Genomic DNA, 12,615 nt, shown 5'->3' with positions numbered 1-12,615 from the left:
GGTCTTTTTTATTTGGCGTGTCCCCTTGAATTCATATTTATAAAGGACTAAACTAAGGATGATGGTTTTTGTCGAAAACGGCGAGTGCCGTGACAATCGCGGCATGACGCCGTCCTGAATATATAATTTCCTCAAAGGTGGTTTGGATTAAAGTGAAGAGACCTACTGTTTTGGTGCTCGGCGCCGGCTATGGAGGCTTGTCCACCGTCGTCAACCTCCAAAAAAAGATCGGGACAGACGACATGGACGTGATCCTGATCAACAAGAACGACTACCACTATGAATCAACCTGGCTCCACGAGGCTTCGGCGGGGACGCTCAAGCCTGAGGATGTCCGTTATGATATCAAGCGGGTCATCAACGAAAACAAAGTGAAGTTCGTGCAGGCGACTGTCGAAGCGATCGACGTCGACGGCAAGAAAGTCTCGACGGATGCAGGGGAGTTCACCTACGACTACCTCGTCATCGGCCTCGGCTTTGAAGGCGAAACATTCGGCATCACGGGGCTGGACCAATATGCGCTCAGCATCGCCAACGTCAATGCCGCACGTCAGATCCGTGAACACATCGAGTATCAGTTCGCGACCTGGTCGCTGGAAGAAGAGAAAGACGACAGCCGCCTGACGATCGTCGTCGGCGGCGCCGGCTTCACGGGCATCGAGTTCCTTGGCGAGCTCGGCAACCGGGTTCCGGAACTGTGCAAGGAGTTCGACGTGCCGAAGGAAAAAGTCCGGGTAATCTGCGTGGAGGCGGCTCCGATGGTCCTCCCTGGCTTTGATCCGGAACTGGTGAAATATGCAGTTTCCCGCCTTGAGTCCAAAGGGATTGAGTTCTCGATCGGCACGCCGGTCGTCGAAGCGACACCAGAGGGCGTCAAAATTAAAAAAGGCGATGATGAATTCGAATTTATCAAAGCCGGCACGGTCGTCTGGGCTGCGGGTGTCCGCGGCAGCAGCCTGATCGAGTCTACGTCGATCGAAAGCAAGCGCGCCCGCGTGGCCGTCCGCGAAGATATGCGTGCGCCCGGCTATGATGATGTATTCATCGTCGGCGACTGCGCATTCATGATGAACGAGGATGCCGGCCGTCCTTACCCGCCGACTGCTCAGATCGCCATGCAGCAGGGCGTTCAGGTCGCGGAGAACATCATCGCCCTGACGCAAGGAAAGCCGACGCACAAGTTTGTTCCGGACCTGAAAGGGACCGTCTGCTCGCTCGGTGATGACGATGCGATCGGTGACATCTTTGGAGGCAAGAAAGTGACGGGTGCTTCCGCCAGCTTCATGAAGAAGATGATCGACAACCGGGCACTGTACATGATCGGCGGCCTTCCGCTCGTCTTCAAAAAAGGGAAGTTTGATTTCTTCTGATGAAATGATCCAGCCGGCCGGGCAGACCCGGCCGGTTTTTCTATTTCACCGATTGCGGAGCATGTGCAAGGCCCGCGCAGTCGATCAATAAGGGGGAGTTCTCGGTGAAGAAAGAACGGGGGAACGTCTGGCTCGGGGCGGCCGGACTGGTCATGGACGGTGACGGGAAATGGCTTGTCGTGAAAAAGAAGTACGGCGGACTAAAAGGGAAATGGTCTTTTCCGGCCGGTTTTGTCGAGCCCGGGGAACGGGCGGATGAAGCGGCCGTCCGGGAAGTCGGGGAAGAGACCGGAATCCGGACGGTGGCGGCCGGGATGGTCGGGTTCCGCACGGGTGTGCTGAAAGGGGAAGTGAGCGACAACATGGCGATTTTCCTCCTGAGGCCGGTCAGCGGCCAGCAGCCCGTGATTCCGCAGGAACGGGAGATTGAGGAAGCCTGCTGGATGACGCCGTTTGAGCTGGCTGAATCCGAGGACTCATCGTTGCTCATCCATGAAATTGCCGGTGTGGCCGTGGAAGAAGGCCTGCCGGAAGTGGAGGGCGCCTGGCCGGGGGATATATTCGGCTATACAAGCTACAAGTTTTATTTCCGGAAATGATTCAGGCGAATTTCCGACAATCCGGTGAACCGGCACCGGCCTGTTGAAAGACATTTCCCGTTCGGGTAAACTGGTGGAGGGAAATCGGAGGTTATCGCATTGAACGGATCATTATCCATTATAGAAGTCACTTTGTCGGTCCTGTTGTTCATCGTCATGTTCTTCGGGATCGGCTTTCTGGTCAATATGCTGTTGAGGATGACCTGGCTTATGGCCATCGTCTATCCGATCGTCGTCGTCCTGATCGTGGATGACGTCGGCTTCACGAAGTACTTCACGAGCCCCGGAGAGGCCTTCAGCCGCCTCGGGGACAGACTGATGGCACTCCATGCAGCGGACGTCATCATCCTGTCCGGCGGGATGGTCGGGGCCATTCTCGCGGGAATCGTGATGATCATCCTGCGGCGGCAGGGGTACCGGATGTTTTGAAAAAAAGCGTTCTGCACTCAGGTGCGGAACGCTTTTTTCATGGGCTTCATCCGAGGATGAGCGTATAGAGGACAATCGAGATGAGGATGCCGGTCAAGGCGCCGGCGTACACTTCACTCGGCTTGTGGCCGAGGAGGGTCTTCAGTTCTTCGATCTTCTGCTGGCCGTCTTTTTTCTGCCAATCGATCGTCGTTTGGATGAAGGAGCGGAAGTCCTCGCGCATCTGGTTGATGACGACCGCCTGCTGGCCGGCCTGGAACCGGATGCCGGAAGCATCGAACATGACGATGACAGAGAAGATGACGGACAGGGCGAAAATGGAGGAGCCGGTTCCGTGCTCGAATCCGATGGCCGTCGTCAGTGAAGTGACAGCGGCGGAATGGGAGCTCGGCATGCCGCCGGTCGAAGTGAAGAGGGACCAGTCCAGCTTCCGGGTCATGAGATAATGAATCGGGATTTTGACGAACTGGGCGAAGAAGATGCTGAACAGCGCGACCCAGAGGGGGATATTGTGGAAGATCTCCATGATGCGGCACAACCTTTCAGGCATCGGCGATTGAACCGATTATAACATAACGGGCCTTGGACTGACCGTTGCTCCGGAATCCGTTATAATGGAGAAGGAAATCGGATGGAGGGGATCAGAAATGGAAGTGGAAGTAAGAGAGAACAGGTTGTCCGGCTTTGAAGCCGATGTGCTCGTCGTCGGGGTGCCGAAACATACCGAGCACGTGCAAAACTGGAAGCAGATCGAAGAGGTGTTCGGCGGCGCGCTCGCAGACTGGATCCGCAGCGGCGATGTGCCGAACGGCCTGAAAGAGATGGCGCGTGTCCCGGCAGGCTCCGGGAAGGGGTTCAAGCGGGTCCTGTTCGCGGGACTCGGCAATGACAAGAAGCTGGACGCGGACGATCTCCGGAACGTCTTCTCGGCAGTCGGCAAGGAGCTCCGGAAGATGAAGGCCGAATCGGCGGCAGTCTGGACGGAGTCTTTTGCGACCGGTGATTTCGGGGACGCGGACATCGCGTGGGCGGCCGCTGAAGGAATGGGACTCGGTTCCTATGAATTTGAAGGCTATAAAACAGGATCCAACGAGCGCCAGGCCGAAATCCGGAACGTTCTTCTTTTGTCCGAGTCGGACGGGGAATCGCTCATGACCGCATTCCGCAGCGGCCGGATCTATGCCGATGCCGTGAACGAAGCGCGGGATCTCGTGAACACGCCGGGCAACATGCTGACGGCCACCGCGATGGCGGACTACGCCAAGGAGCTGGCCGAGCAATACGGCTTTGAGATCGAAGTGCTCGGCAAGGCGGAGATGGAAGAACTCGGGATGGGTGCGCTGCTTGCCGTCAACCAAGGTTCTGTCGAGGAGCCCCGGCTCATCGTCCTGAAATACCAGGGAACGGACAAGTGGGAAGATGTTGTCGGTCTTGTCGGGAAGGGGATCACCTTCGATACCGGCGGTTATTCCCTGAAGACGAAAACCGGAATTGTCGGGATGAAGGGCGATATGGGCGGAGCCGCTGCGGTGCTCGGCGCGATGCGCATCATCGGAAATCTTCGTCCGGAAAAAAACGTTGTGGCGGTCATCGCATCGACCGACAATATGATTTCGGGCAGCGCCTTCAAGCCGGATGACGTGATCACATCACTGAGCGGCAAAACGATCGAAATCCTGAACACCGACGCGGAGGGCCGCCTCGTGCTGGCCGATGCCGTCACCTACGCCAAACAATCAGGCGCCGATTATCTTGTCGACGTCGCGACCTTGACGGGCGGGGTCATCACCGCGCTCGGGTATGACAAGACGGGCGCACTGACGAACAATGAAGCGTTCTTCGAGACATTCCTGGAGGCGGCATCAGAGACCGGCGAGTTCGTCTGGCGGCTGCCGCTCACGGACCGGGATAAAAAGCGGATCCGCAAAAGCGAAGTCGCGGATCTGAACAATTCTCCGGGGGGCGATGGCCACATGATCTTCGGCGGGGGCTTCGTCGGTGAGTTTGCCGGGGAGACGCCTTGGATCCATCTGGATATCGCCGGGACTTCCGATGCCTCATCTGCCCATGATCTCGGACCGAAAGGCGGCACGGGCGTCATGGTCCGCACACTGGCCACGCTCGTTGATTTCATGGCAGAAGAAGGGCAGCTGGAAGACTGAAGCGCCCAGCCCCTTTCCGGGCTTCCGCATAGGATAGCGTGGAAAGGGGGATGGAAATGCCTCGATATTCATACGGCGGAGGATACGGGGGAGGGTTCGGCGGAGGCCTCTTCGGGGGACCTTTCCTTGGAGGATTCGTCGGCGGCCTGCTCGGGACGACCCTGTTCCCATACGGGCGCGGCGGCTACCCGGGATATTATCCATATCCGTACAGCTATCCGTACCGCGGCTATCCTTACTATCCATATTACTGGTGAAAGAAAAAACGCTTCTGCATTTGCGCAGAAGCGTTTTTTTAGTTCTCTGAACGGTGCCGTTCGATTTCTTCCCCGAGTTCGTCTTTGACGGTGAGGGGGGTCGGCTTGACGCCTGCAAAGTAAGCGGCCCGTGCCATCATATGGCCGCCGACGGGCGCGGTGATGAACAGAAAGGCGATCCCGAGGAGAATCCTCGGATTGAAGTGCCCCTCGACAAGCCAGAAATGGAGAAAGACAGCGATGAGGATGCCGAGAACCCCGACCGTTGCGCTCTTGGATGCTGCATGGGCCCTTGTGTAAGGATCCGGAAAGCGCAGCAGACCGATGGCGGTGACAAGGGTGAAGACGACTCCAATGATGAGCGGGACGGCGATCAGAATGTTAATCAGAATCTCCACGGTCGAAAATCTCCCCTTTCTCGATGAACTTGGAGAAGGCCACCGTGCCGATGAACGAAAGGATGGCGAGCAGCAAGATGATTTCCAGATAGAAGTTCGTCTCGACGAGAACGGACAGCAGCCCGATCATCGAGATCAGCGCGACGCCGACCGCATCGAGGGCGATGACCCGGTCCGGGGCGGTCGGCCCTTTGATCAGCCGGTAGACGAACAGCGCCATTGAAATCACGACGAAGATCAGTGCGATCCAAAACAGAATCTTCATGGCCGGCTCACCTCCATGATCGCTTTTTCAAATGAGTCCCGGATATCGATGACGGCTTCGTCCACGTCATCGATATCAAGTGCATGGACATACAATGTCTTCTTGTCCTCGGACACGTTCATGACGATCGTCCCTGGCGTCAGCGTGATGAGGCTCGACAGCAGGGTGATTTCCCAGTCGGATGTCAGTTTCGTCGGATAGGCGAAGATGGCCGGGCGGATCGCAAGTTTCGGTTTGATGACGAGCATGAACACTTGGATGTTCGCCATCATCAATTCCTTGAAGAACAGAAGAGTCAGTTTGATGATCGCCCAGATTCTCCGGATGTACAGGCTGCCCGGAAAGAAGCGCCGGGTCATAAAGATGAGCAGCATGCCGATCAGCCATCCGATGATGAACGTAGAGGCGGAGAACGATCCGCTGATGAACATCCAGAGAAAGGCGATGATGAAGTTCAGCAAAATTTGGAATGCCATGTCCGTCACTCCTTCAGCACGGCGTCGATATAGATCGACGGCTCATGCAGGATATTCGCCGCGTCGGTCATGACCGGTCGGATCCATTCCGTTCCGACTCCGTAGAAGACCGTGATGGCGGTGAGCAGGGCAGCCGGGATGAACAGCCCCCGGTAGATCCGGGAAGACACGCCGGCGACCGGTCTCGGCTCACCCCAGAATGCGTGGATGAAAATCCGGATGACCGACAGGAGGACGACCAGGCTGGACACGAGGATAATGACCCCGCCCCACAGATTATCCGCCTCGAAGGCTCCCTGGACGATGAGCAACTTGCCGAAGAACCCGCTCAGCGGCGGAATGCCGGCAAGCCCGAACGCGGCAATGAGCCAAGTCCAGGCGAGGCCCGGATAAGTTTTCAGGAGGCCGCCCATCTCCCTGAGATTGGAGGTCCCGGTCACCGCGATGATCACGCCGATGAGCATGAAGAGCGCCGCCTTGATGAGCATGTCGTGGATCAGGTAGAATACGGCGCCTTCAAGACCCGCCGTATTCATCTGGGCAACGCCGAACAGGATGACCCCGACCGCGATGATGATGTTGTAGATGACGATCTGCTTCAGGTCAAAGTAAGCGAGCGCTCCGATGCACCCGGCGATGACCGTCAGGATGGCGAGCACCATGAGCATTTCATGGGTGAAGCCGGGATCGTTCGGAAAGAGGAGCGTGACCGTCCTCATGATCGCGTAGACGCCGACTTTCGTCAGCAGGGCGCCGAACAGCGCGAGCACCGGCACTGGCGGCGCCGCGTAGGAGCCCGGGAGCCAGAAGTAAAGCGGGAAGATGGCGCCTTTCAGGCCGAACACGAGGATAAGCATGACGGCAATGACCGTCAGGATCCCGCTCTGGCCGATGTCCGCCGTCTTGGCCGAAATATCCGCCATGTTCAACGTCCCGACAACCGAGTAAAGCATCGCCACGGTCGTTACGAAAAAGGCGGAGGAAATGACGTTCACGAGTATGTATTTGATCGATTCGCGGAGCTGGCGCTTTTCGCCGCCAAGGACAATCAGTACATAGGAAGCCATCAGGAGCACTTCAAAGAAGACGAACATGTTGAAAATATCGCCTGTTGTGAAGGCACCGTTGATGCCGGTGAGCATGAACATCATGGCCGGGTAGTAGAAATGCTTTTCCCGTCCCTCGCCGATCGAGCGGATGCTGTACCAGGCGATGAACAGGGTGATGAGGTTCGAAGTGAGCACAAGCACCGCGGACAGCGGATCGGAGACCATCGTGATCCCGAACGGCGCCGGCCAGCTGCCGAGCGTCACCGCCTGGATGCCGTCCCTCATGACCGTCAAGAGAAGCCAGACCGAGACGGCCACTGAAGCTGCGAGGCCGGCCAGGGTCACCGTGCGCTGTGCCTTCACCTTCTTCGGGAAGAACATCAGGATCATGGCCGTGAGGAACGGGATCAGGACCGGAAATAACAGCAGGTTAATCATATTCGTCATTTCCTTTCAGCAAAGTCATATTGTCCGTCTCCAGTTCCTGATAGGCACGGTACGCCATCACGAGGAAGAAGGCCGTCACGCCGAAGCTGATGACGATCGCCGTGAGGATGAGCGCCTGGGGGAGCGGGTCGACGAAATCGGTGACGCCGTCTGTCAGGACCGGCGGCGCCGCCCCTCCGAATCCGCCCATCGTCAGGATGAGCAGGTGCGCGCCGTGGCTCAGCAGCCCCGTACCGATGATGACACGCAGCAGGCTGCGGGAGAGCATCAGATAGACGGCCGCCATGAACAGGAAGCCGATGATGACCGACATGATGATTTCCATTTAGTCATCACTTCCAATCGATAAGATGATGGTCATCGTCGCTCCGACGACGACGAGATAGACGCCGAGGTCAAACAGCATCGCCGAGTGAAGCGAAGTTTCGCCGAACAGCGGCAGCCGGAAGTCGTCAAAGGCGTGCGTGAAGAACGGGACATCAAAGAAGATGGAGGCGCTGGCCGTCCCGAGTGCAAGCAGGAGGCCGATCGCGATGATGACCGTGAAGTTGAACGGCAAAGCCTTGCGCACAGTCTGGATATCGAATGCGAGCAGAAGCAGGACGATGGCCGAAGCCGTTAGCAGCCCGCCGACGAATCCGCCTCCGGGTGAATAATGTCCCGCAAAGAAAATGTGGATGGAAAACAGGAAGATCATGAAGAACACGACTTTTGTCGTCGTCTGGATAATCACATCACTGCTTTTCATGGCCATCCCCCTTTCTGGTGAGGCGGAGACGGATCATGCCGATGATGCCGATCGCCGCGATCGACAGGACCGCGATTTCAAACAGCGTATCAAAGCCCCGGTAGTCCACGAGGATGACGTTGACGATGTTGCCGCCGCCGGCCTCCGAATGAACCGTCTCCTTGTAGAATTCCGAGATGGACGGAAGGGCGCGCTGCGAGACGGAAGACATGGCGAGGAGGGCCATCATGAGCCCCACCGCACCCGCCACGATCGCATTTCCGACCCGGAACCGCCGCTTTTCATCATGCCGGCTCATTTTCGGCAGATGGTAGAACGCGAGCAGGAACAGGGCGACCGACACGGTCTCGATGACGAGCTGGGTGAGCGCCAGGTCCGGCGCCTTGAATACGACGAACAGCAGGGCGACGGTGTAGCCGACCGCACCGAGGGAGATGATCGCCGTCAGCCGCCTTCTGGCGATCAGCGTGGTCGTCGCCGCGGCAAGGAGGACGAGGATGAGCCCGATTTCAGCCGGCCCGACCGGAGTCAGTCCGTCCAGCTTGATGGCAAAGGCGTCCTTCGCCACGAGCGAACCGAGGACGATGACGACGATGCCCGTGAACATGTAGATCAGGTAGTTCCGGATGAGACCGCCCATGTAGGAGCGGGAGAGCCGGTTGGCCCCGCCTTCCGCAAGCACCATGGAGGCATCATAGAGCTTGTTGAGGCTCAAAGCCTCGGGTACAACACCGTAGAATGGCTGCCATTTCGGCAGGAGCCAGAACAGGATGAGCCCGACCGCCACAATTCCGATGGTCATCGACAGTTCGGGCGTGAGGCCGCCGTGCCAGGCCGCCACATGGACGTCCACATCCGCAGGAGAGTCGAACAAGAACGGCTGGACTGCGGCAACCGCCGGCTTGACGATCCATTTGCCGATGACGTTCGGGATGAAGAAGACCGCAACAACGATGAATGCCAGGATGGCGGGCGAGACGAGCATGCCGGCCGGTGCTTCATGTGCGTTTTTCGGAAGCTCTTCCGGCTTATGCTTGCCTGTGAACGTCCCGAAAACGAAATACAGGGAGTAGATGAATGTGAACAGGCTCGCAATCCAGGCAACGACGAGAAGAACCGTTCCCCATGAAGCAGGGGCGAACAGATCGAAATTGCGAAGACTGAGCATTCCGGTGAGGAACAGTTCCTTGCTGAGGAACCCTCCGAACGGCGGAAGGCCCGCCATCGAAAGGGAACCGATGAGCGCGATCGTAAACGAGACCGGCATGAGCGCCATGAGCCCGCCGAGCTTCCGGATGTCCCGGGTGCCCGCCTCGTGGTCGACGATGCCGGCGACCATGAAGAGGCTCCCCTTGAACGCCGCGTGGTTGAACAGATGGAAGATCGCCGCAAACCCGGCAATCTTGAACATCGTCTCCGCCGTTCCCTCGACGTGGTAGGCGGCACCCGCCGCACCGAGGAGGGACATGATCAGCCCGAGCTGGCTCACGGTCGAGAACGCGAGAATCCCTTTCAGGTCCGTCTGCTTCACCGCAAAGAACGAGCCCCAGAACAGCGTGAGAACCCCGATTGAAGTGACCAGCCATACCCACAGATCAGAAGCCGCGAAAATCGGCGTGAAGCGCGCGACGAGATAGAGGCCCGCCTTGACCATCGTGGCGGAGTGGAGGTAGGCACTGACCGGAGTAGGCGCTTCCATTGCGTCCGGAAGCCAGATGTAGAACGGGAACTGAGCGGACTTCGTGAACGCGCCGAGCAGGACGAGGATGAGCGACCAAGTGAACAGCGGACTCTGCACGAGTTCCGGTGTCATGCCGATCAGTTCGCGGATCGAGAAAGTCCCGCCCATCAAGTACAGGAGGATGAAGCCGCCGAGCATCATCAGTCCGCCGAACACGGTGATCATCATCGACTTCAGTGCACCGTATCTCGACCGGTCCCGGGTGTACCAGTAACCGATGAGGAGGAAAGAAGAAATCGACGTCAGTTCCCAAAACAGATAAAGGGAAATGACATTATCGGACTGGACAACTCCGAGCATGGCCGTCATGAACATGAGGAGATACACGTAGAAGTTGCCGAGCCGCTCTTTCGTCTTGTCCAAGTAAAAGACCGAGTAGAGGACGACAAGCGAGCCGATGCCGGTGATGAGCAGCGTGAACAGCAGGCTCAGGCCGTCTATGTATGAGACAAATGAAATGCCGTATGACGGAATCCACGGCAATTCTGCAATATGGACATTGCCGCCGCTCACTTCGGGCAGATAGCCCAGATAATAGATAAACAACAGCAGCGGCACCGCCAACACGAACCAGCCGGTATGGACGGAACTGACCCGTCGTGCAAGGAACGGCACGAACAGGGCGGCCGCGACCGGCGCAAATAACAGCAGCACGGATACCAAGAGGGATCCTCCTTTCAAACCTGTTCCGTTGATAAGTAACAGGACTAATTATAACGCAAGTGGGGAGCGGTTGCATTGAAGAGACTGGCACCGTACGGAAAGTTCAGGAAATGCCCCGGCCTCCTTCCTATATATAAGGTGGGAAGAATCCTCTTCATTCAAAAGAGTAGGGTTAGCATCGTTGATTTGCGTTGCAGGCCGATGCAGCGCTTTTTGCTGCAGAGTCGCCGTCCGGCATGGACGAACAGATGGCGGTGAACGGGCCTGGTTAAGTTTCCATGGAGACTAGGACATCATTCTTGGAAGCAACAGCGGGAAGAAGAGATTCGAAGCATGGCGAGGAAAATCGGAGTATGGACACCAAATTCGGAGCATGGCGTGGAAAATCGGAGTATGGATACGAAAATCGGAGTATGGCGGGAAAAATCGGAGTATGGGCATTAAATTCGGAGCATGGCGGGGGAAATCGGAGTATGTGCATGAAATTTGGAGTATGGCGAGGAAAATCGGAGTATGGGGTGAGAAATCGGAGTATACGCATCAACCCTAAAATGAAAAAAAGCTGCTGATCGGGGAGGACCTCCCTTTGTCAGCAGCCTGTCTAGCTGGATATTGTTAGCTATGCGGGTGGAGCAGTTCCTCTTCCTGCAGCACATCCTCGAAGTCCTGCACCGGCTTTTTTCTCGTGAAGTAAAGCGACACGACGGCGACCAGGAACAGGAAGGCGGTCACGTAAAACACGGACGAGATGCCGATGAACCCGCTGACGATGCCTCCGAATGTCGGTCCGAGAATATTGCCGAAGAACCGGAAGCTCGTGTTGTAGCCGAGCACTTCTCCCTGGATATCGACAGGGGCTTCCCGCCGGATAATAGCGGTGGTGATCGGAATCAGTCCGCCGACGGCAATCCCGAACAGGAGCCGGAGGATGACGAGTTGCCAGAGGGAAGTGACGAGCGCCTGGGGGATGATGAAGATGAACGTCATGATGAGAAGGGCGGTGAGCACTTTTTCGTAGCCCAGATCATCTCCGAGCTGGCCCCACTTCCGGGCGAACAGGAGGTTGCCGACTCCGGCGGCGCTGAATGTCAGGCCGGCCAGGAAAGCGACTTCTTTTGCGCCGGTGAGTTCCGCCACATACAAGGACAGCAGCGGCTGGATGCTGAAGTTTCCGATCTGGATCAGCGCCGTGATGATCATGACATTGAGCATCAGACGGTGGCTGAGGATGGACCGGATGATCGTCGACCGGGTGTACACGTGATCGAGGTCTTTCTTTTCCCGTTTTTTCTCTTTGATGCCGAACAGCACGATGAACGCGGCGATGAAAATCGCGACCGATGAGATGATGAACGCGTACGAAAAGCCGAATGAATCGGCGAGGAGTCCGCCGAACACCGGACCGAACAGCGTGCCGGACACGCTGCCCATCTGGAGCGTGCCGAGCGTCTTGCCGGCTTCATGCTTCGCTGTCTGGGAACTGATGAAGGCAAGCGAAGTCGGGATGAAGCCCGTCACTACGCCCATCGCCAGCCGGAGAAAGAAGAACGAGACGACGTTATCCACAAATCCCATCAGAAAAATGAACGTGGAGATGCCGAGTGCGTTAATGAGAAGGATCGGCTTGAATCCGTACTTGTCCGCGATCCGTCCCCAAATCGGCGACATGATGAACGCGCTCACGAAGGTGGCCCCGAAAATGAGGCCGGCCCACCGCTGGACATAGGCATCCGAAAAGTCCCCGAATGTCTCGATGTAGAGCGACAGGAAAGGCATGATCATCGTAATCGTGCCGGAAACGAGGAAGTTCGAAACAAGGATGATGATGAAGTTCCGCTTTTGAAGGGTCATGTACCGAACGTCCTTTTTTCACTTGTTATGCCCATTATAGAGCATTTCGTAACCCGAACAAAGTGTCACGGCTTATCCATCGTTTTCAAAGGTCTGCTGTGATACACTTGGAGGGATAAACAGACGCTGGCCGTCATCGGGACGGGCAGAAACGAAAAGG

At 57.1% G+C, this 12,615-nt stretch carries 14 protein-coding genes; 5 read left to right on the top strand and 9 right to left on the bottom strand.

From position 1 onward, the window contains the following. Window positions 1-152 precede the first annotated feature (152 nt). From BN1189_RS00590 to BN1189_RS00580, 3 genes are all read left to right on the top strand, one after another. Window positions 153-1,370: an NAD(P)/FAD-dependent oxidoreductase gene (locus BN1189_RS00590; RefSeq protein ID WP_040224612.1), complete on the top strand. Its 1,218-nt coding sequence runs from the start codon at window positions 153-155 to the stop codon at window positions 1,368-1,370. Window positions 1,371-1,474: 104 nt separating this feature from the next. Then, window positions 1,475-1,969 (top strand): NUDIX domain-containing protein, encoded by a 495-nt coding sequence (locus BN1189_RS00585; RefSeq protein WP_040224607.1) that lies wholly within the window; start codon window positions 1,475-1,477, stop codon window positions 1,967-1,969. A gap of 156 nt (window positions 1,970-2,125) precedes the next feature. After that, window positions 2,126-2,398: a YuiB family protein gene (locus BN1189_RS00580; protein ID WP_373604607.1), complete on the top strand. Its 273-nt coding sequence runs from the start codon at window positions 2,126-2,128 to the stop codon at window positions 2,396-2,398. Between the two features lie 46 nt (window positions 2,399-2,444). Here the strand turns inward: BN1189_RS00580 and BN1189_RS00575 are convergent, their stop codons facing one another. Further along, the gene (locus BN1189_RS00575) at window positions 2,445-2,924 is read right to left on the bottom strand and encodes a divergent PAP2 family protein (protein ID WP_040224605.1); all 480 of its coding nucleotides are present in this window, start codon (window positions 2,922-2,924) and stop codon (window positions 2,445-2,447) included. 121 nt (window positions 2,925-3,045) lie between these two features. Here BN1189_RS00575 and BN1189_RS00570 point away from each other — a divergent pair, with 121 nt between their 5' ends. Together BN1189_RS00570 and BN1189_RS00565 are read left to right on the top strand one after the other, a co-directional pair. Then, a complete protein-coding gene (locus BN1189_RS00570; RefSeq protein WP_040224604.1) occupies window positions 3,046-4,560 on the top strand; it encodes a leucyl aminopeptidase in 1,515 nt (504 codons plus the stop codon). Window positions 4,561-4,616: 56 nt separating this feature from the next. Then, a complete protein-coding gene (locus BN1189_RS00565; protein WP_040224602.1) occupies window positions 4,617-4,817 on the top strand; it encodes a hypothetical protein in 201 nt (66 codons plus the stop codon). Between the two features lie 38 nt (window positions 4,818-4,855). Here the strand turns inward: BN1189_RS00565 and mnhG are convergent, their stop codons facing one another. The 8 genes from mnhG to BN1189_RS00525 all read right to left on the bottom strand — a co-directional run bounded on the left by mnhG (window position 4,856) and on the right by BN1189_RS00525 (window position 12,455). Continuing rightward, window positions 4,856-5,215 carry a monovalent cation/H(+) antiporter subunit G gene (gene mnhG / locus BN1189_RS00560; protein WP_040224852.1) on the bottom strand — a complete coding sequence of 120 codons (360 nt, stop codon included), beginning with the start codon at window positions 5,213-5,215 and terminating at the stop codon, window positions 4,856-4,858. Next, a complete protein-coding gene (locus BN1189_RS00555; protein ID WP_040224600.1) occupies window positions 5,199-5,480 on the bottom strand; it encodes a Na(+)/H(+) antiporter subunit F1 in 282 nt (93 codons plus the stop codon). Before BN1189_RS00555 ends, mnhG begins: the two co-directional genes overlap by 17 nt. Continuing rightward, a complete protein-coding gene (locus tag BN1189_RS00550) occupies window positions 5,477-5,956 on the bottom strand; it encodes a Na+/H+ antiporter subunit E (RefSeq protein WP_040224599.1) in 480 nt (159 codons plus the stop codon). Before BN1189_RS00550 ends, BN1189_RS00555 begins: the two co-directional genes overlap by 4 nt. Window positions 5,957-5,961: 5 nt before the next feature. After that, entirely contained in the window at window positions 5,962-7,443 is a 1,482-nt protein-coding gene (locus BN1189_RS00545) for a Na+/H+ antiporter subunit D (RefSeq protein WP_040224598.1), read from the bottom strand. Beyond that, window positions 7,436-7,777, bottom strand: a complete 342-nt coding sequence (locus BN1189_RS00540; RefSeq protein ID WP_040224596.1) for a Na(+)/H(+) antiporter subunit C — start codon at window positions 7,775-7,777, stop codon at window positions 7,436-7,438. Before BN1189_RS00540 ends, BN1189_RS00545 begins: the two co-directional genes overlap by 8 nt. Then, window positions 7,778-8,200, bottom strand: a complete 423-nt coding sequence (locus BN1189_RS00535) for a Na(+)/H(+) antiporter subunit B (RefSeq protein WP_040224595.1) — start codon at window positions 8,198-8,200, stop codon at window positions 7,778-7,780. It abuts the gene before it with no gap. Further along, on the bottom strand, window positions 8,187-10,604 hold the full coding sequence (locus BN1189_RS00530) for a Na+/H+ antiporter subunit A (RefSeq protein ID WP_040224593.1): 2,418 nt from the start codon (window positions 10,602-10,604) through the stop codon (window positions 8,187-8,189). The genes BN1189_RS00535 and BN1189_RS00530 overlap by 14 nt, the downstream gene beginning before the upstream one ends. A gap of 615 nt (window positions 10,605-11,219) precedes the next feature. Then, window positions 11,220-12,455, bottom strand: a complete 1,236-nt coding sequence (locus tag BN1189_RS00525; protein WP_040224591.1) for an MFS transporter — start codon at window positions 12,453-12,455, stop codon at window positions 11,220-11,222. Window positions 12,456-12,615: the final 160 nt, after the last annotated feature.

Origin of the sequence: Bhargavaea cecembensis, from assembly GCF_000826125.2 — a bacterium.
In the GTDB taxonomy this organism is placed as follows: Bacteria; Bacillota; Bacilli; order Bacillales_A; family Planococcaceae; genus Bhargavaea; species Bhargavaea cecembensis_B.
The sequence above is the reverse complement of the archived record's forward strand: the minus strand, read 5'-3'. Positions and strand labels throughout refer to the sequence as shown.

What these genes read in the sequence shown, in the direction of transcription:
- BN1189_RS00580 (WP_373604607.1), top strand. Translation starts at nt 2,126, where the DNA reads ATGTTCTTCGGGATCGGCTTTCTGGTCAATATGCTGTTGAGGATGACC.
- BN1189_RS00575 (WP_040224605.1), bottom strand. Translation starts at nt 2,924, where the DNA reads ATGGAGATCTTCCACAATATCCCCCTCTGGGTCGCGCTGTTCAGCATC.
- BN1189_RS00570 (WP_040224604.1), top strand. Translation starts at nt 3,046, where the DNA reads ATGGAAGTGGAAGTAAGAGAGAACAGGTTGTCCGGCTTTGAAGCCGAT.
- BN1189_RS00565 (WP_040224602.1), top strand. Translation starts at nt 4,617, where the DNA reads ATGCCTCGATATTCATACGGCGGAGGATACGGGGGAGGGTTCGGCGGA.
- BN1189_RS00555 (WP_040224600.1), bottom strand. Translation starts at nt 5,480, where the DNA reads ATGAAGATTCTGTTTTGGATCGCACTGATCTTCGTCGTGATTTCAATG.
- BN1189_RS00550 (WP_040224599.1), bottom strand. Translation starts at nt 5,956, where the DNA reads ATGGCATTCCAAATTTTGCTGAACTTCATCATCGCCTTTCTCTGGATG.
- BN1189_RS00545 (WP_040224598.1), bottom strand. Translation starts at nt 7,443, where the DNA reads ATGATTAACCTGCTGTTATTTCCGGTCCTGATCCCGTTCCTCACGGCC.
- BN1189_RS00540 (WP_040224596.1), bottom strand. Translation starts at nt 7,777, where the DNA reads ATGGAAATCATCATGTCGGTCATCATCGGCTTCCTGTTCATGGCGGCC.
- BN1189_RS00535 (WP_040224595.1), bottom strand. Translation starts at nt 8,200, where the DNA reads ATGAAAAGCAGTGATGTGATTATCCAGACGACGACAAAAGTCGTGTTC.
- BN1189_RS00525 (WP_040224591.1), bottom strand. Translation starts at nt 12,455, where the DNA reads ATGACCCTTCAAAAGCGGAACTTCATCATCATCCTTGTTTCGAACTTC.